We start from the raw sequence: 16377 nt of genomic DNA, 5'->3' as shown, positions 1-16377 counted from the left end.
CATGGGGAGGCTACTCCGATACTTCTTCGGTTCGGTCTGGGGTGGTGTGGCTCAGCAGTGAGGCGGCCATGGCCACGGCGCCGGCAACATCGCCGTCGGCCGGGTAGAGCAGTGTCCGTCCAACAGTGAGGCCCTGCACTCCGGGCAGGGCCAGTGCTTCCTGCCAGCTCGCGAAAACCTCGTCCTGGGTTCCATCGGGGTCACCGCCCAACAGGACAGTGGGCATGGTGGTTGCCGCCATGACGCGCTCCATCTCCGCCACCACGGGCAGCTTCATCCAGGTATAGGCGCTGGTGGAGCCCAATCCTTCAGCGATAGCGATGGACTTGATCACGGCGTCCGTGGAGAGGTCGTTACGGACCCGGCCGTTCTCCCGGACCGACAGGAACGGTTCCACCATAGCGATGAGCCTGCGCTCAGCCAGCGAGTCGATGGCCTTGGCCGTGGCCTCGAGAGTGGCAACTGTGTCCGGGTCCCCAAGGCAGATGCGGGTGAGCATCTTGCCGCCGTCGGCACCAAGCGCCTCCAGGGCAGCTGCCGTGTGGCCGGTGAAGCGGTCATCGAATTCGTTGACAAGGCCTGTCAGCCCGCCGCGGTTCATCGAGCCGAAAACGAGTTTGCCTTCCAGTGCACCCAGCAGGAGCAGGTCATCCATAATGTCGGGTGATGCCAGCACGCCATCCACGTCCGGGTTGGCCAGCGCAATCTGCAGCCGGTCCAGGAGCTGCCGGCGGTCCGCCATAGCCACCGGATCATTGCCGACGGCGAGGGCACCGCGGGCGGGGTGGTCAGCGGCGACGATGAAGTTTTGTTTGCCGTATTTGAGGCCGGGATGGCGGCGCCGTGCTTTCGCTGCCCGGGCTATAGCGTCCGGGTCTTCGAGCCGGATGGTACTAAGGTGGGCGTAGCGGCGCGGGTCGTCGTCCACGCCGTTGTTCGAGGCAAGAGGCGTGAGAGTCACAGTGCTGCTCCTTCCGTCGAGAACTGACCAGGCACCAGGCGGCCGCGTTCGACCAGCAACGAGGTGACCTCTTCCGGCGTCGGCATGGCGTCGGCGCACGAGAGGCGGGAAGCGACGATAGCGCCGGCGGCGTTGGCGTAGTCCAAAACTTGGGCCAACGGCCAGCCGGACAGCAGTCCGTGACAGAAGGCGCCCCCAAACGAGTCGCCTGCGCCCAGGCCGTTGAGGGTTTCCACCGGCACCGGCGCTGACACCACGCGCTCAGTCCGGGTTTTGGCCATAACCCCTTCGGGGCCAAGCTTGACAACGGCGATCTCAACGCCGGCGGCCAGCAGCCGGTCCGCCTGCTCATCGGGAGTGCCCTCGCCAACGGCTACGGCGCATTCCTTGTCGTTTCCGATGGCGACGGTCACGTGCGGCAGGATCTTGGCGACCTGGGCGCGCGCTTCTTCTTCGGAGTCCCAGAACATGGGCCGGTAGTCCAGGTCCAGGATGGTGAACTTGCCGTCCGCCAGCCCGGTACGCGGCCGGGCCTCATGGGCGGCAAGGTGCGCGCTGCGGCTGGGTTCCTGGCAAAGGCCCGTGACCGTGGACCAGAAAATACCGGCCTCGCGGATGGCCTCAAGGTCCAGTTCCTCTGGCCTGATCTGCAGGTCCGGAGCAGTGGGGAACCGCCCGTAGAAGTACAGCGGGAACTCGTCCGTAGCCGGCTTTATGGCACAGAAGGTCACCGCCGTCGGGTACTGCTTGACGGGTGACACGAAGGTGCCGTCGACGTTGAACTTTCGCAGTTCGCGGTGGAGGTACTTGCCGAACGCATCGTCCCCGGTGCGGGTGATGACACCCGTCCGGCGGCCATGCCGCGCGGCAGCGACGGCGACATTCGACGGAGAACCGCCAAGGTACTTCCCAAAGGACGTCACGTCCTCCAGGTCAACCCCAATGTCGTTCGGGTAGATATCAACGCTGATGCGCCCGATCGTGAGAAGCTCGTGGGTCACGGTGATCGCGGACCTTTCTGGTGTGGAACTCTAAACCTGTTCTGAGGGAGCCCTGGACTTTCTGCCGTGACCTACGCCACGGGCACTACTTTGCCCTAGTTTGGATGTCCTGTCAAAGGTTTGTACTGACATACTTACAACATAGTTAGAGCGCGCTACTTTTGGCATTCATCGTGCTGCGCCTACTTCCGGGGCACAGCCAGCTCCCCGGTTACATACTGGGCCCGGCCGAATCCGAAGGACCAGTCGCCGGCAGTGTTTTCTACGTAGCCGATGAAAACATCCTCGCCCGCGACCCCCACCTCAGAGAGTTCACTCGCAACCGCCGCGAACAGTCGCTGCTTCGCCTCCTGCGTCCGGCCGGCCTGGGTAAAAATCTGGATCATCACCACTCCCCCGGTCCGCTCGAACCCGAGACCGGCATCCTGGGCGAAGATCTGCCCCCGCGGGTGTTCGGTGAGGATATGGAAGTAGTCCCGCTCGGGGATGCCATATTCGGCAAGGATTGCGTCATGGATGCCCCGGCTAAGCCGCTGCAACTCCTCTGCGCTGCGGCCTTCATTCACATCAATACGTACAAGTGGCACTTTTACTCCTCTTCAACTTTGTATTGACATACTAACAAAGCTCGTCCCGGCGAAACAAGGGTCGAAGGGTCTTGAAGTGGATGGCGCATACGCGTAGTCTTAAACAACCAGAACGTTGATAAACATCTAGGTTGAATAAGAAGGCCGCGATGGACACCGAGAGCACAGCGCTGGACTCGGCCTTTATGGCCCTGGCCGACCCCGTGCGGCGGAGCATCATCGCACGGCTCAGCCGGGGACCGGCCACGGTAAATGAACTGGCGGAACCATTCGAAATCTCCAAGCAGGCAGTTTCGAAGCACATCCAGGTACTCGAGCAGGCGCAGCTGGTCACCCGCACCCGGGAGGCCCAGCGCAGGCCCGTTCACCTGAACCCCGCACGGCTGGAGGCACTCACCGCCTGGATCGACCAGTACAGGTTGGTCCGCGAGGAGCAGTTCCGCAGTCTCGACGCCGTGCTTCAATCCAGCGCCGGGCATGACGGCGCCAAGGCAAAGGAAAAACAATGACCAACGCACTGAAGCTCACAGTTCCCGAAGGCCTTCCCTTCATCAACTACGAGCGCGAGTTCGATTTCCCCGTCGCGGACGTCTTCCGGGCCCACAAGGAACCGGACCTGATCGTCCAGTGGCTTGGCCCGCGGGGCTACAAGATGGATATTGACCACTACGATTTCCGGACTGGAGGCAGCTACAGCTACCTGCATACCGGACCGGAAGGTGTCCCCTATGAGTTCAAGGGCATCTTCCACACGGTGCGCGAGAACGAGTTCGCCATCCAGACCTTCGAATTCGGCGGGTACCCGGATGTGGTCAGCCTGGAGTTCATGACGTTTGAGGACCTGGGCAACGGCCGGACGCGGCTGCGTGGACACTCGGTCTACCCCTCACAGGAGGCACGGGACGGCATGGCCCAGTCCGGCATGGAAGGCGGCATGACTGAAGGCTACGAGCGCCTGGATGAGCTGCTCACCGGCGCCAAGGTCTAGGACGCAGGAGTACGACGGCGTCAGGTCACCTCCCGGGGGAGGGTAACCTGGCGGCGTCGTCCTTAAACACCAACGCGGGGTCACTCCGTGCCCGATCCGAGTGAAGGAACGGGCCGGGAGTGACCCCGCGTGGTTCTAACTGAACTGTTAGAGGGCTGCGTAAACTTCGCGCAGCAGTTTGGCGGTCTCGGACGGCGTCTTGCCGACCTTTACGCCTGCAGCCTCAAGGGCTTCCTTCTTGGCCTGGGCGGTGCCGGCGGAGCCGGAGACGATGGCGCCGGCGTGGCCCATGGTCTTGCCTTCGGGAGCCGTGAAGCCGGCAACGTAACCAACAACCGGTTTGGTGACGTTGGCCTTGATGAAGTCCGCCGCACGCTCTTCAGCGTCACCGCCGATTTCGCCGATCATCACGATCGCCTTGGTCTCGGGGTCGGCCTCGAACGCGGCCAGGGCGTCGATGTGGGTGGTGCCGATGACCGGATCACCGCCGATGCCGATGGCGGTGGAGAAGCCGAGGTCGCGCAGCTCGTACATCATCTGGTAGGTCAGGGTTCCGGACTTGGAAACGAGGCCGATGGGGCCCTTGCCCGTGATGTTCGCCGGGGTGATGCCCACCAGCGCTTCGCCCGGGGTGATGATGCCGGGGCAGTTCGGTCCGATGATGCGGGTGACCTGGTTGCCATCCGCGTCCACCGTTGCCTGGGCGAGGGCCCAGAATTCGGCGGAGTCCTGGACCGGCACGCCTTCGGTGATGACGACGACGAGGCCGATGCCTGCCTCGATGGCTTCCACAACGGCGCTCTTGGTGAATGCCGGCGGCACGAAGACGATGGAGACGTCAGCGCCGGTTTCTGCCATGGCTTCCTTGACGGTGCCAAAGACGGTGATCTCTTTGTCGCCGTGCAGGACCGTGGTGCCGGCCTTGCGGGCGTTCACGCCGCCGACGATGTTCGTGCCGGCTTTCAACATCAGTGCGGTGTGCTTGGTGCCTTCGCCGCCGGTGATGCCCTGGACGATGACCTTGGAGTCTTTGTTCAGATAGATAGACATGTGGCTGTCCCTTTACTTAGCTGCGTTGGCGAGCTCGGCGGCCTTGTCGGCGCCCTCGTCCATGGTTGCGGCCAGGGTAACCAGCGGGTGGTTCGCCTCAGCCAGGATGCGGCGGCCTTCCTCAACGTTGTTGCCGTCGAGGCGGACTACCAGCGGCTTGTTCGCGTTGTGGCCCAACTCGGCCAGCGCGCCCACGATGCCCTTGGCGACGGCGTCACAGGCGGTGATACCGCCGAAGACGTTCACGAACACGGACTTGACCTGCTCATCGCCCAGGATGACGTCAAGGCCTGCGGCCATGACCTCTGCGGAAGCTCCACCGCCAATGTCCAGGAAGTTGGCGGGCTTGACGTTGCCGTGGTTTTCACCGGCGTAGGCAACAACGTCAAGGGTGGACATGACCAGGCCGGCGCCGTTGCCGATGATGCCCACTTCGCCGTCCAGCTTGACGTAGTTCAGGTCCTGCGCCTTGGCCTTGGCCTCAAGCGGGTCAGCAGCGTCCTTGTCCTCGAGGAGGGCATGCTTGGCGTGGCGGAATTCCGCGTTTTCGTCGAGGGTGACCTTGCCGTCCAGTGCGACGATCTCGCCGGCGCCGGTCTTGACGAGCGGGTTGACCTCAACGAGGGTGGCGTCTTCCTTCTTGAAGACGTCCCAGAGCTTGAGAATCACGGCGGCCACCTTGCCGCGGAGTTCCTCAGCGAAGCCGGCGGCTGCGACGATTTCGTCGGCCTTGGCCTGGTCAATGCCCACTGCGGGGTCGATGGCGATCTTCGCCAGCGCCTCGGGGCGTTCGACGGCGAGCTGTTCGATTTCCATTCCGCCTTCAACCGAGCACATGGCCAGGTAGTTGCGGTTGGCCCGGTCCAGAAGGACGGAGAAGTAGTACTCCTCGGCAATGTCTGCACCCTGGGCAATCATCACCTTGTTGACGGTGTGGCCCTTGATGTCCATGCCCAGGATGTTGGTGGCGTGCTCAAGTGCCTCGTCCGCGGACTTTGCGACCTTTACGCCGCCGGCCTTGCCGCGGCCGCCAACCTTGACCTGTGCCTTGACGACAGTTACGCCGCCGATCTTATCGGCAGCTGCCTTTGCTTCTTCTGGGGTGTGCGCCACGATGCCGGCAAGCACGGGTACACCGTGCGCCTCGAACATATCGCGCGCCTGGTATTCAAACAGGTCCACGGTTTAGTGTCCTTCTACGTCGAAGTAGTTTCTGTACAGTCGGACACCATCGAAGACGATGACCGGGCTGCGGAATTGCACGCACCGGCGGCCTGTTGGAAACGAGCCACGCGGCGTGATGCTCCACTGGGAACTCTAGTCCTTTGAAGGGACCGGCCCGTCCAAGACTACCGCTTATGTGAGTAAGGACACTATTCTATGGAGCGTAGAAAAACCGCGGAATTACGGGGTTTTTGAGGCCTCCGGCGGTGCTGGTGGGGCGCTTCCGGCGGACCTGGAAATCAACTCGTAACGCTCCGGTGAAACAAAGAATCCGACGCCGGCGGACACGTTTCCGCATGCCACGCCACCGTTGTAGGCCGAACAGCGAAGTCCGTTCCCTTCGAGGTTCTGCCCCTCCCTCAGTACCTGCAACTGGGCCAGGGGACCGGCCTTGCTGCCGCTGGGGCCATACGTTGCTTCCATTTGTGTGACGCCGGAACGGCATTCTCCGTAACGTGCGCTGTCCGGGGCCAGTACCGCAACACCGCCCAAATAACCCAGGTTGGTTCCAGCACAGTCGTCCTTGACGTCAAGCTGCTCCGGCTTGGGGTACCGGGCGAGTTCACAATGCGCCACGGGCACGGTTGCGAGCTTGTTGTTGGCCGTATCGCTGAAGTTGTTGGCCTCATAAGGGAGGTTGACGTGCTCACCCCGGGCTGACGTGAGGGAACAGGCAACGCTGCGGTCTTCCGTGATGAAGGAAATAATCCCGTCACCGGTGGAAAATCCTTCGGGGCTCACCAGCGCCGCCCGTTCCAGCTGTTCCAGGGGCGGCAGCGGTGCAGGCGGGACGTAACCCGGATCTTCAATAGTGATGGTGCAGGCCGTGGCCGCCGTCAGGATCAAGGCGGCGAAGATCCCCAGAACAGTCCGTCGCATGGCCCCATTATGCTTTATGGCGCCGGTTCACCTGGAGCTATGGGGCCCTTGCGGTTCCGCTTCCGCTGCTAGGCGTCAAGCTTTGTGAGCGGCGCGTACCGCAAAAGCAGCCGCTTTTCACCGACGTCGAACTTTACCTTTGCCACGGTCTTGTCCCCCGCTCCCTCAAGCGCCAGGACGGTTCCGTTACCGAAACTCGTATGGTTAACCTTGTCCCCCACATTGACCGCAACGATCTCCTTCTGCGGCTGCACCCGGTTCCGGGCAATGACGGCCGGGACATCTGCGTTGAAACCGGCCGACGAATCAGCCGCTGCGCCACGTGCTGTTCCGGCGCCCCAGAAGGATCCGCTGTAGCGGTTCGAACCGATGGATCCGCCGCCCCAGGCGCCGGCCTGCCTGCTGGTTCCTTCACGCTTCCATTCCACGAGTTCGGCGGGGATTTCCTCCAGGAATTGGCTGGCGGGGTTGTACTGGCTCTGACCCCACATGCTCCGGACCTCGGAACGCGTGACATAAAGACGTTTGCGGGCCCGGGTAAGGCCCACGTAAGCGAGCCGGCGTTCTTCAGCAAGTTCCTTCGGGTCCGTGGCCGAGCGCTGGTGCGGGAACAGTCCGTGCTCCATGCCAGTGAGGAATACCACGGGAAATTCGAGCCCCTTGGCGGTATGCAGGGTCATCAGCGTTACCACGCCCAGCCGCTTGGCCTCCGCAACGGCGGCAGCAGTGTCCTCGGCGTCACCACCGGGGGCATCGGGGATCTGGTCGGCATCTGCCACCAGCGAGACCTGCTCCAGGAAAGCGGCGAGCGACCCTTCCGGGTTCTCCTGCTCATACTCACGCACCACGGCCACGAGTTCCGCGAGGTTCTCCACCCTGGACTCGTCCTGGGGATCAGTGCTGGCCCGCAGCGCGGCGAGGTAACCGGTTTGCTCCAAGACTGCTTCAAGGGCCGCTGCTGCGCCTGAGCCCGCGGCCACTTCAGCGAGGTCATCCAGCAGCTTCACAAAGCCGAGGACCGCGTTGACGGAACGGGTTGCCATCGCCGGCGCCTGCTCGGCGCGGCGGGCTGCTGCCATAAACGAGATGCGCTCACGCTGGGCGAGGGCGGCAACAGCTCCCTCGGCGCGGTCTCCGATGCCGCGCTTAGGTTCGTTGAGCACCCGGCGGAGGTTGACGTCGTCGTCCGGATTAACCAGGACGCGAAGGTACGCGAGGGCGTCCTTGATCTCCTTGCGCTCGTAGAAGCGCGTGCCGCCCACCACCTTGTACGGCAGGCCAACCCGCACCAGAACGTCTTCGATGGAGCGCGACTGGGCGTTGGTGCGGTAGAAGATGGCAACATCCCCCGGGCGGAGGTTGTCCTCATCCTGGAGCCTGTCAATCTCCTTGGCTATGAACTGGGCCTCGTCGTGCTCGTTCTCTCCCACGTAGCCAATGATTTTGTGGCCATCACCTTCGGCCGTCCACAGCCGCTTCTCAGGGCGGTTGGGGTTTCGCGAAATAACCGAGTTGGCCGCAGTGAGGATGTTCTGCGTGGAGCGGTAGTTCTGCTCCAGCTTGATGGTCCGTGCCTCGGGGTAGTCCTTTTCGAACTCCACGATATTGCGGATATCCGCGCCGCGGAAAGCGTAAATGGACTGGTCCGAGTCGCCCACCACAGTGAGCTCGGACGCTCCCGGCCCTTCCCCCACGATTTCCCGGACCAGTGCGTACTGGGCGTGGTTGGTGTCCTGGTATTCATCCACCAGGACGTGCCGGAACCGGCGGCGGTAGGACTCGGCGAGCGCCGGAAAGGCACGGAACATGTAGACGGTCTCGGCGATGAGGTCATCGAAGTCCATGGCGTTGGCCTGGCGCAGCCGCTGGGTATAGCCCTTGAAGACCTCGGCCACGGCCTGCTCGAAAGGATCGTTGTAGTTCGCGGCGGAGGAGTACGAATCGGCATCGATCAGTTCATTCTTCAGCGCGGAAATCTTGTGCTGGATGGCCTTGGGCGCAAACTTCTTGGGATCCAGGTCCAACGCTTTGGACACCTGCGTGACCAGCCGGAGCGAGTCTGCGGAATCGTAAATGGAGAAGTTGGACTTCAGCCCGACGTTGGCAGCTTCCTGACGGAGGATCCGGACGCAGGACGAGTGGAACGTGGAGATCCACATGATCTTGGCGCGGCCGCCCACCAGCACTTCAATGCGTTCCCGCATTTCCGCCGCTGCCTTGTTGGTGAAGGTGATGGCGAGGATTTCGCCATGGTGGGCCCGGCCGGTGGCGATCAGGTAGGCGATCCGGTTACTGAGCACCCGGGTTTTGCCCGACCCGGCACCGGCCACGATCAGCAGCGCGGAACCGGCGTGTTGGACCGCCTCCTCCTGCTGCGGGTTCAAACCCTCCAGCAGCTGCGCGGCATCCGGGCGGTGGCTGCTGTGGCGGCGCACCTGTCCCTGTTCCCCCTCCTCCTGCCGGCTGCCAGGCAAACCGGGGCCCGGCTGGCTCTCCCAGGGCAGGCCACCGCCGGGACCGGCCGAGGTTACGACCCCTTCAGGGCGGGCCCTGGTGCGGGCAGCGGCTGCGGGAGCGGCCTTGAAAGGTCCGTCAGAGTACGGGTCAAACAACATATCCATGGTGCCTACAAGTCTAGGCGGTGGGACCGACACCCACTTCCAGCCTGTGGATTACGTGTTCAAGCTGCCGCCGAATCCTAGGCCACCGAACCGGACTCGAGCGCGGCACGCAACTCACGCACCGCCGTCGTGCCGCCTGCCATAAACCATTCCAGGCCGTTCACCCGGACTGTATCCACCGCACCGCCCGCCGCGCGGACGATTGCCTTTCCCGGCAGCCAGTCCCACTCCGGGCAGCTGTGCTGGAACCAGCAACCGAGCTGCCCGTCAGCTACCCGGCCGAGGTCGCAGGAGCCCGAACCGAGCATCCGCAAGGCGGCGGCAGAGGTGGCAGCCGCATGCCAGGGCATCGCGCAAAGTGGGTCCATGAGCCAGCTGGGGTGGATGTAGGTGGCAGCGCCGAGCTCGGCTACGGCAGTGCCGTTGCGCGCTCCTCTGTCCTCGTGGAACACCGTCAGGGATTCGCCGTTAAGAGTGGCGGGATGCGTCCGTCCGCCCAGCCAGAGCTTGTCCTCCTCAGGCTGGAAAATGGCGCCGAGCACCACGTCGGAGGAATCCTTCAGGGCGATGGCCGAGCACCAGTACGTGGACCCATGCAGGAAGTTGTAGGTGCCGTCCACAGGGTCAATGACCCAGGTGCGTCCGCTGGTCCCCTGCACCGAGGCGCCTTCCTCCCCGAGGATTCCGTCCTCGGGACGGCAGCGCTGCAGCTGTTCCAGCACGTAGGCCTCGGCGGCATGGTCTGCGGCGGTCACCACGTCCGAGATGGACGTCTTCTGCTCCGACTGCAGGCCTGCCATCCGCATGAGCAGCGCCAGCTGCCCGGCTTCGCGGACCAGGGCTGCAGCCAGCTGGTAGTCGTCCAAGGAGGAGTCGAGTTCAGCAGCACTGTGCCGGCCAATGGTCATGGCTTCAGTTTATGGGGCGGGATAATGGTGGCATGGCCAAAACCCCTGCCCAGCGGATCAAGAAGCACGGCTCCAAGGCGGCTGTACCGCAGCACCACCTCCCGCCCGTGGTCAATCCCACCACCGCGCGCACGCCGGAGAAAGCCGAAAACAACGGCAACCTCATCCTGATCGCAGGCGTGGTGGCCAGCCTGTTCCTGTTCTGGTACCTCCACCTGCTGACGCTCGACCAGTTCCGGCAGCTCTCCGGCGGCCTGGCCATGCCGGATTCGCTGATCAGCGGGTTCGACCCGGCCTACATCAACCAGCTGCACCTGGCCATGAACGAGGAAGCGCGCGGCCAGCTCAACTACGTCCACAAGACGGCCGGCACCCTGTTCCCGCTGATCTTCGGGTTCACCTGGCTGCTGCTGATCGGGACGAGCGTGGCCAGGAAGGCCCTGCGCTGGGCTTTGTGGGCGCTCCCCCTGCTGTTTGTGGTGGTCCGGCTGTGGGGCAACGCGGCCATCGACGGCATGCTGGCAGCGGGAACGCCCGACGCCGGCCAGGTCGCCCTGGCCTCGGGCCTCACCGTGGCCGGCTGGGTCCTGCTGGTCCTGAGTTTGCTGGCAGGGGCGGCGGCGGTCTTTCTGCGGGCGCGGAAGCCCAAAAACCTCGAACCCTAAAGCCGCTGACCAGCCGCTGCCCGGACCTGATTCCGGTGCCGATGCACCCGCTGCGCGATAACCAAACCTGCGGCGGCCATCCCCACGGTAACCGGGTAACCCATAAGCCGCTCCAGGGCGCCCGGTTCCGGCACATGCATGCCGGTCAGCCCGCCCGTAACCAGGGCGGCAGCGGACACGGTCCCGCAGGCCAGGATGAACCAGGCCATCGCTGTCTTCCCCAGCCAGAGGAACCCCAGGACCAACAGGGCGACCGCCCCGGCAGTGAAGTACATGATTGCGCCGGCCAAGTGCCAGCCCGAGCCAACATCCTCCGGCACCAGCCCCACAATCACCGTCCCGGCTCCCGCCGTTCCTGTCAGCACCCGGACGGCCACGGCGGCCAGCCATGGTACCCGCCGGCCCGGGCGGACCCGGGCGCCGGCCAGGGCAGCCACGCGCAGCAGCCCCGAGCTCAGGAGCAGCGCCCCCAGCAGCATCCCCAGCCCCTGGACCACGAACGATGCGTTCATCAGCCAGTTCAGCGGGGAACACACCTCGCGGCCGTCAAAGACGCCGCAGTTGATGGCCCCGAGGTCGCTGATGTAGCCGGTGCGCAGGTCATAAGGCCGGGGACCGGCCCAGGCGCCAATCACCGCCGCCTCCGCCGCGAAATACTGCAGCACGCTGAGCACGGACCATGCACCGATGTACTGCCGGGTGGAGGTGGTGTCCGGGATGAACGCCACGGATCGTGCGGTGGACGGCACTGAACTCATGCCTTGAGCGTAGTACGGCTCCGCACCTTGTATGCTTGTATCCGTGTCCGGCCGGACCGGCCTTGCCGATCCATCGGACGCCCGCCCTCGTAGCTCAGTGGATAGAGCACGGCTCTCCTAAAGCCGGTGTCGTTGGTTCGATTCCAATCGAGGGCACTTGAACTTTCCTCCCCCGGAGTTCGCCCTCCGCCCCTACCTTCTCGGCCCAGCCGTCAATGGGCACGCCGGGCAGTGGACCGTTCAGCGGGACCTGCTGGACCGGACGAATGGCACCCGCGGAACCTTTGCCGGCGTCGTCCACTTTGTTCCCATGGACGACGGCGGCTTGACCCTCCGGGAGGAAGGAACCATGCGCTGGCCCACCTTTACCGGGCCCGCCTCCCGTGAATACCTGTTGAAGACCACCGACCGGCCCGATGCCATGGACGTATTCTTCCCGGACGGGCGTCCCTTCCACACCATGAGCTTCACGCCGGAGGCCAACCTGGACCAGCACTGGTGCGCTCCTGACACCTACCGCGTGACGTACGCCTACGAGGGCCCCCACACGTTCAACTACAGCTGGGACGTGCAGGGGCCGCGGAAGGACCTCCTGCTGAGCTCGCGCCTGGTGCGGCAGGAGCGGGACACATGAAAAACCGCATCGTGGTGTCCGCCGTCTGCGTCTTTGACAACGCCGGCCGCCTCCTGACCGTGCGGAAGCGCGGCACCTCCATGTTTATGCACCCCGGCGGCAAGCCCGAAGCCGGGGAAACGGCCGTGCAGGCCGCAGCGCGGGAGTTGGCCGAAGAGGTGGGCATCGTGCTTGATCCAGCCAACCTGCAGCTGATGGGCGTCTGGATTGCGGACGCCGCCAACGAGGCCGCCACGGACATCGAAGCCACCGTGTTCCTGGCGCCGGGCACGTGGGAGGCCCATCCTTCCGCCGAGATAGCGGAGATCCGCTGGCTGGAACCCGGCGGCGAACTGCCGCAGGACCTGGCCCCGCTGCTGACGGAGCACATCCTGCCGGAACTCGCCGCCAGGCCTCAAACCGTGTGGACGGAAGGCTAGAACTCGGGAACTGCTTCCTGGGCCACGGCCGTGGCTTCGGCGAACTGCGTCCGGTACAGCTCGGCGTAACGGCCGTCAGCGGCCAGGAGTTCCGTGTGGGTGCCCCGCTCCACAATCCGGCCGTCCTCCACCACCAGGATCGCGTCAGCGGCACGGACAGTGGACAACCGGTGTGCGATGACGACGGCGGTGCGCCCCTCGAGTGCGGCGCCCAAGGCAGCCTGCACTGCGGCCTCGTTGGTGGAGTCCAGCGCGGCCGTCGCCTCATCGAGGATGACCACGCGGGGCTGGGCGATGAGCAGCCGGGCGATGGTGAGCCGCTGCCGTTCACCACCGGAGAGGCGGTAGCCACGTTCACCCACCACCGTTTCCAGTCCATCCGGCAGGGAGCGGATCATGGCTTCAAGCCGCGCCTGCCGGATGACCTCCCACATATCCGCTTCCGTGGCATCGGGCTTTGCGAGCCGGAGGTTGGAGGCGATGGTTTCGTGGAAGAGGTGGCCGTCCTGCGTCACCATGCCCAGGGTGTCCCGCAGCGAGTCAAAGGTGGCGTCGCGCAGGTCCAGCCCAGATCCGGCAGTGGTTCCGCCCAGGCGCACGGCACCGGAATCCACGTCGTAGAGCCGGGCCAGCAGTTGGGCGATCGTCGATTTTCCTGCACCGGAGGATCCGACCAGTGCCACCGTCTGGCCTGGTTCCACACGGAAGCTGATGCCGTGCAGCACTTCCTCCCCCCCGCGGGTGTCCAGCGTGGACACCTCCTCGAGGGAGGCCAGTGAAACCTTGTCAGCGGAGGGGTAGGCGAAGCGGACATCGTCGAACTCCACGGAAACCGGGCCGGGCGGAACAGCTACAGCCCCGGGTTTCTGCTGGATCAGGGGTTTGAGGTCCAGGATTTCGAAGACCCGCTCGAAGCTCACCAGGGCACTCATGATCTCTACCCGGGCATTGGACAGGGCTGTCAGAGGGGCATACAGCCGGGTGAGCAGCAGGGCCAGCACCACAACATCGCCGGGTGCGAGCTGGCCAGTGATCGCCAGCCAGCCGCCCAACCCGTAGACCAGTGCCAGGGCGAGCGCGGAGACCAGCGTCAGGGCCGTCACGAAGGTGAACTGCAGCATGGCGGTCCGAACGCCGATGTCGCGCACGCGGCCGGCGCGGACGGCGAACTCCCGGGATTCCTCGTCCGGGCGCCCGAACAGCTTGACCAGCGTGGCGCCCGGCGCCGAAAAGCGTTCGGTCATCTGAGTGCCCATGGCGGCGTTGTGCTCCGCCGCCTCGCGGCGGAGGTCGGCGAGTTTGGAGCCCATCCGCCGCGCCGGGATGAGGAAGACCGGCAGCAGGATCATGGCCAGGACGGTCACCTGCCAGGACGTGCCGAGCATAACGATGAGCGTGAGGATCAGTGCCACCACGTTGCTGACAACACCGGACAGGGTGCCGGCGAACGCGGACTGGGCGCCGATGACGTCGTTGTTCAGCCGGCTGACCAGGGCTCCGGTACGGGTGCGGGTGAAGAATGCGATGGGCATCTTCTGCACGTGGTCGAAGACCCGCGTGCGAAGGTCCACGATGACGCCTTCGCCGATGGTCGAGGAAAGCCAGCGGTTGACCAGGCCCACCCCCGCCTCGGCGATGGCGACGACGGCGATGAGCACAGCAAGCCTGAGCACCTCGCCGGCGCCGGCCTTGGCCACGATCGCGTCCACCACCTGCCCGGCCAGGACGGGGGTGGCCACAGCGAGGAATGCCATCACAATGGACAACGCCACAAAGGCAAGAAGTTTGCCGCGGTGCGGCCGGGCAAATCCGAGGACACGCTTCAGGGTTGCCTTGGAAAACGGCTTGGAACCGCTCTTGGCCCGGGTGATCTTGTACAGGGAGTTCCAGGCCACCCCTTCCATGCTCATTGCTGCTGCTCCTCTATCATTCCGTTTTCAACATGCCAACGTACATCCAGCCGCACGTTCTCGAGCAGCCTCCGGTCGTGCGTCACCAGCAGGAGGGCGCCGTCGTAGCTTTCCAGCGCCTCCTCAAGCTGTTCGATGGCCGGAAGGTCAAGGTGGTTCGTCGGCTCATCCAGGACAAGCAGGTTCACGCCTCGCGCCTGCAGCAGTGCCAGGGCGGCCCTGGTCCGTTCGCCCGGCGACAGCGAATCGACGGTACGGGCAGTGTGGTCCGCCTTGAGGCCGAACTTGGCGAGCAGGGTCCGGACGTCTGCCGGGTTCAGGTCCACCAGAACTGCCTCGACCGCCTCGGCCAGGGCAAGATGGCCTGCAAGCAGCCCCCGGGCCTGGTCGATCTCGCCGATGGCCACCGAAGCGCCCATGGCAGCGCTGCCGGACTCCGGTGCGAGGTCGCCCAAAAGAAGGCGCAGCAGGGTGGACTTGCCTGCACCGTTGGGACCCGTGATGCCGATCCGCTCCCCCGCATTGAGCTGGAGGTTGACCGGCCCGAGGGTGAAGTTACCCTGACGGACCACAGCGTCGCGGAGGGTGGCCACCACGGCGCTTGAGCGCGGCGCCTTGCCGATGGAGAACTGGAGCTGCCATTCCTTCCGGGGCTCGTCCACCACGTCCAGCCGGGCGATCCGTGATTCCATCTGCCGCACCTTCTGGGCCTGCTTCTCGGAGGACTCGGTGCTGGCGGCGCGGCGGATCTTGTCGTTGTCGGGATTTTTCTTCATGGCGTTCCGAACGCCCTGCGAGCTCCATTCCCGCTGTGTCCTTGCCCGTGACACGAGGTCCGCCTTGGTGGCGGCAAACTCCTCATACTTCTCGCGTGCGTGGCGCCGCGCCACTGCACGTTCTTCGAGGAAGGCGTCATAGCCGCCGTCGTAAACGGCGACGGAGTTCTGCGCCAGGTCCAGTTCAACTACCGTGGTGACGCAGCGGGCCAGGAACTCCCTGTCGTGGCTCACCAGGACAACGCCGCCACGCAGCCCGCGGACAAAGTCCTCGAGCTTTGCGAGTCCGGCAAGATCAAGATCGTTGGTGGGCTCATCCAGGAGGACGACGTCGAACCGGCTGAGCAGCAGGGCTGCAAGCGCCACCCGCGCTGCCTGGCCGCCGGACAAACCTGTCATCTCGGCGTCCGCCCCGGTGTCCAGGCCCAGATCGGCCAGTACGGCGGGGATTCGGTCGTCAAGGTCCGCAGCACCGGAAGCCATCCAGCGGTCGAAAGCCCGCGCGTAGGCGTCATCGGCACCGGGCGCGCCGGAGCCAAGCGCCTCTGCTGTGGATTCCATCTCCGCCGTGGCCTCGGCGCAGCCGGTCCGCCGGGAAATGTACGCGGCAACAGATTCACCGGGGATCCGCTCGTGCTCCTGGGGAAGCCACCCCACGAAGGCGTCGGCCGGAGCAAGGCTGACATTGCCGTCCTGCGGCTGGTCGACGCCTGCGAGGAGGCGGAGCAGGGTGGATTTGCCGGCACCGTTGGCACCCACCACACCTACAACGTCGCCAGGGGCAACGGTGAGGGAAAGTTGGGAAAAGAGCAGCCGGTGGTCGTGGCCGCCGGATACATCCTTTGCCACAAGGGTCGCAGTCATGGGATCCATCCTTTCACCGGAGCGCACAGCAGTTCTGGGCGTTTTTCGGCCCGCAAAGCCTCGCGCATTCCGGCTGGAGGACGGCGCCCGGAGCCCGGACATAAAAGAACCCGCTGGTCCGGACTTGGGGGG

General features: G+C 64.7%; 16 protein-coding genes and 1 tRNA gene. 6 read left to right on the top strand and 11 right to left on the bottom strand.

The window, feature by feature from the left end; translation table 11 throughout:
- Positions 1-10: 10 nt before the first annotated feature.
- From AC5RUQ_RS20150 to AC5RUQ_RS20140, 3 genes are all read right to left on the bottom strand, one after another.
- Positions 11-961, bottom strand: coding sequence for a Cgl0159 family (beta/alpha)8-fold protein (locus tag AC5RUQ_RS20150; protein ID WP_493949036.1), 951 nt, complete (start codon positions 959-961; stop codon positions 11-13).
- Positions 958-1962, bottom strand: coding sequence for a 5-dehydro-2-deoxygluconokinase (gene iolC, locus AC5RUQ_RS20145; protein ID WP_493949035.1), 1005 nt, complete (start codon positions 1960-1962; stop codon positions 958-960). Before iolC ends, AC5RUQ_RS20150 begins: the two co-directional genes overlap by 4 nt.
- 182 nt (positions 1963-2144) lie before the next feature.
- Positions 2145-2549: a tautomerase family protein gene (locus tag AC5RUQ_RS20140; RefSeq protein ID WP_493949034.1), complete on the bottom strand. Its 405-nt coding sequence runs from the start codon at positions 2547-2549 to the stop codon at positions 2145-2147.
- Between the two features lie 149 nt (positions 2550-2698).
- Here AC5RUQ_RS20140 and AC5RUQ_RS20135 point away from each other — a divergent pair, with 149 nt between their 5' ends.
- Together AC5RUQ_RS20135 and AC5RUQ_RS20130 are read left to right on the top strand one after the other, a co-directional pair.
- The gene (locus AC5RUQ_RS20135; RefSeq protein ID WP_430229549.1) at positions 2699-3058 is read left to right on the top strand and encodes an ArsR/SmtB family transcription factor; all 360 of its coding nucleotides are present in this window, start codon (positions 2699-2701) and stop codon (positions 3056-3058) included.
- Positions 3055-3537, top strand: coding sequence for an SRPBCC family protein (locus AC5RUQ_RS20130; protein ID WP_493949033.1), 483 nt, complete (start codon positions 3055-3057; stop codon positions 3535-3537). The genes AC5RUQ_RS20135 and AC5RUQ_RS20130 overlap by 4 nt, the downstream gene beginning before the upstream one ends.
- Before the next feature lie 147 nt (positions 3538-3684).
- Here the strand turns inward: AC5RUQ_RS20130 and sucD are convergent, their stop codons facing one another.
- The 5 genes from sucD to AC5RUQ_RS20105 form a co-directional block, all read right to left on the bottom strand.
- On the bottom strand, positions 3685-4587 hold the full coding sequence (gene sucD, locus AC5RUQ_RS20125; protein ID WP_493949032.1) for a succinate--CoA ligase subunit alpha: 903 nt from the start codon (positions 4585-4587) through the stop codon (positions 3685-3687).
- Positions 4588-4599: 12 nt separating this feature from the next.
- On the bottom strand, positions 4600-5769 hold the full coding sequence (sucC, locus tag AC5RUQ_RS20120) for an ADP-forming succinate--CoA ligase subunit beta (protein WP_493949031.1): 1170 nt from the start codon (positions 5767-5769) through the stop codon (positions 4600-4602).
- Between the two features lie 222 nt (positions 5770-5991).
- Entirely contained in the window at positions 5992-6690 is a 699-nt protein-coding gene (locus AC5RUQ_RS20115; protein ID WP_493949030.1) for a hypothetical protein, read from the bottom strand.
- A gap of 68 nt (positions 6691-6758) precedes the next feature.
- The gene (gene pcrA, locus AC5RUQ_RS20110; protein ID WP_493949029.1) at positions 6759-9311 is read right to left on the bottom strand and encodes a DNA helicase PcrA; all 2553 of its coding nucleotides are present in this window, start codon (positions 9309-9311) and stop codon (positions 6759-6761) included.
- Positions 9312-9388: 77 nt separating this feature from the next.
- Entirely contained in the window at positions 9389-10219 is an 831-nt protein-coding gene (locus tag AC5RUQ_RS20105) for an inositol monophosphatase family protein (protein WP_493949028.1), read from the bottom strand.
- Between the two features lie 32 nt (positions 10220-10251).
- Between AC5RUQ_RS20105 and AC5RUQ_RS20100 the strand changes: the two genes are divergently transcribed.
- A complete protein-coding gene (locus AC5RUQ_RS20100) occupies positions 10252-10884 on the top strand; it encodes a hypothetical protein (protein ID WP_493949027.1) in 633 nt (210 codons plus the stop codon).
- On the opposite strand, the gene AC5RUQ_RS20095 is transcribed toward AC5RUQ_RS20100, so the two are convergent.
- Complete coding sequence (locus AC5RUQ_RS20095; RefSeq protein WP_493949026.1) at positions 10881-11642, bottom strand: DUF998 domain-containing protein; 762 nt, start codon at positions 11640-11642, stop codon at positions 10881-10883. The genes AC5RUQ_RS20100 and AC5RUQ_RS20095 overlap by 4 nt on opposite strands.
- Before the next feature lie 83 nt (positions 11643-11725).
- Here AC5RUQ_RS20095 and AC5RUQ_RS20090 point away from each other — a divergent pair.
- The 3 genes from AC5RUQ_RS20090 (at position 11726) to AC5RUQ_RS20080 (ending at position 12695) form a co-directional block, all read left to right on the top strand.
- Positions 11726-11798, top strand: a tRNA-Arg gene (locus AC5RUQ_RS20090).
- Between the two features lies 1 nt (position 11799).
- Positions 11800-12276, top strand: a complete 477-nt coding sequence (locus AC5RUQ_RS20085) for a DUF6314 family protein (protein ID WP_493949025.1) — start codon at positions 11800-11802, stop codon at positions 12274-12276.
- Positions 12273-12695 (top strand): NUDIX hydrolase, encoded by a 423-nt coding sequence (locus AC5RUQ_RS20080; RefSeq protein ID WP_493949024.1) that lies wholly within the window; start codon positions 12273-12275, stop codon positions 12693-12695. The genes AC5RUQ_RS20085 and AC5RUQ_RS20080 overlap by 4 nt, the downstream gene beginning before the upstream one ends.
- Here AC5RUQ_RS20080 and AC5RUQ_RS20075 read toward each other — a convergent pair.
- Both AC5RUQ_RS20075 and abc-f read right to left on the bottom strand, forming a co-directional pair.
- Positions 12692-14605, bottom strand: coding sequence for an ABC transporter ATP-binding protein (locus tag AC5RUQ_RS20075; RefSeq protein WP_493949023.1), 1914 nt, complete (start codon positions 14603-14605; stop codon positions 12692-12694). The genes AC5RUQ_RS20080 and AC5RUQ_RS20075 overlap by 4 nt on opposite strands.
- The gene (gene abc-f, locus AC5RUQ_RS20070; protein WP_493949022.1) at positions 14602-16245 is read right to left on the bottom strand and encodes a ribosomal protection-like ABC-F family protein; all 1644 of its coding nucleotides are present in this window, start codon (positions 16243-16245) and stop codon (positions 14602-14604) included. Before abc-f ends, AC5RUQ_RS20075 begins: the two co-directional genes overlap by 4 nt.
- Positions 16246-16377: the final 132 nt, after the last annotated feature.

Source organism: Arthrobacter sp. MDT2-3, assembly GCF_059090465.1.
This window is presented reverse-complemented; position numbering and strand designations above follow the sequence as displayed.

Excerpts from the sequence above, each read along its gene's own strand:
- abc-f (WP_493949022.1), bottom strand. The coding sequence starts at position 16,245 with ATGACTGCGACCCTTGTGGCAAAGGATGTATCCGGCGGCCACGACCAC.
- AC5RUQ_RS20095 (WP_493949026.1), bottom strand. The coding sequence starts at position 11,642 with ATGAGTTCAGTGCCGTCCACCGCACGATCCGTGGCGTTCATCCCGGAC.
- AC5RUQ_RS20105 (WP_493949028.1), bottom strand. The coding sequence starts at position 10,219 with ATGACCATTGGCCGGCACAGTGCTGCTGAACTCGACTCCTCCTTGGAC.
- AC5RUQ_RS20130 (WP_493949033.1), top strand. The coding sequence starts at position 3,055 with ATGACCAACGCACTGAAGCTCACAGTTCCCGAAGGCCTTCCCTTCATC.
- pcrA (WP_493949029.1), bottom strand. The coding sequence starts at position 9,311 with ATGGATATGTTGTTTGACCCGTACTCTGACGGACCTTTCAAGGCCGCT.
- AC5RUQ_RS20135 (WP_430229549.1), top strand. The coding sequence starts at position 2,699 with ATGGACACCGAGAGCACAGCGCTGGACTCGGCCTTTATGGCCCTGGCC.
- AC5RUQ_RS20075 (WP_493949023.1), bottom strand. The coding sequence starts at position 14,605 with ATGAGCATGGAAGGGGTGGCCTGGAACTCCCTGTACAAGATCACCCGG.
- AC5RUQ_RS20100 (WP_493949027.1), top strand. The coding sequence starts at position 10,252 with ATGGCCAAAACCCCTGCCCAGCGGATCAAGAAGCACGGCTCCAAGGCG.
- sucD (WP_493949032.1), bottom strand. The coding sequence starts at position 4,587 with ATGTCTATCTATCTGAACAAAGACTCCAAGGTCATCGTCCAGGGCATC.
- AC5RUQ_RS20115 (WP_493949030.1), bottom strand. The coding sequence starts at position 6,690 with ATGCGACGGACTGTTCTGGGGATCTTCGCCGCCTTGATCCTGACGGCG.
- AC5RUQ_RS20080 (WP_493949024.1), top strand. The coding sequence starts at position 12,273 with ATGAAAAACCGCATCGTGGTGTCCGCCGTCTGCGTCTTTGACAACGCC.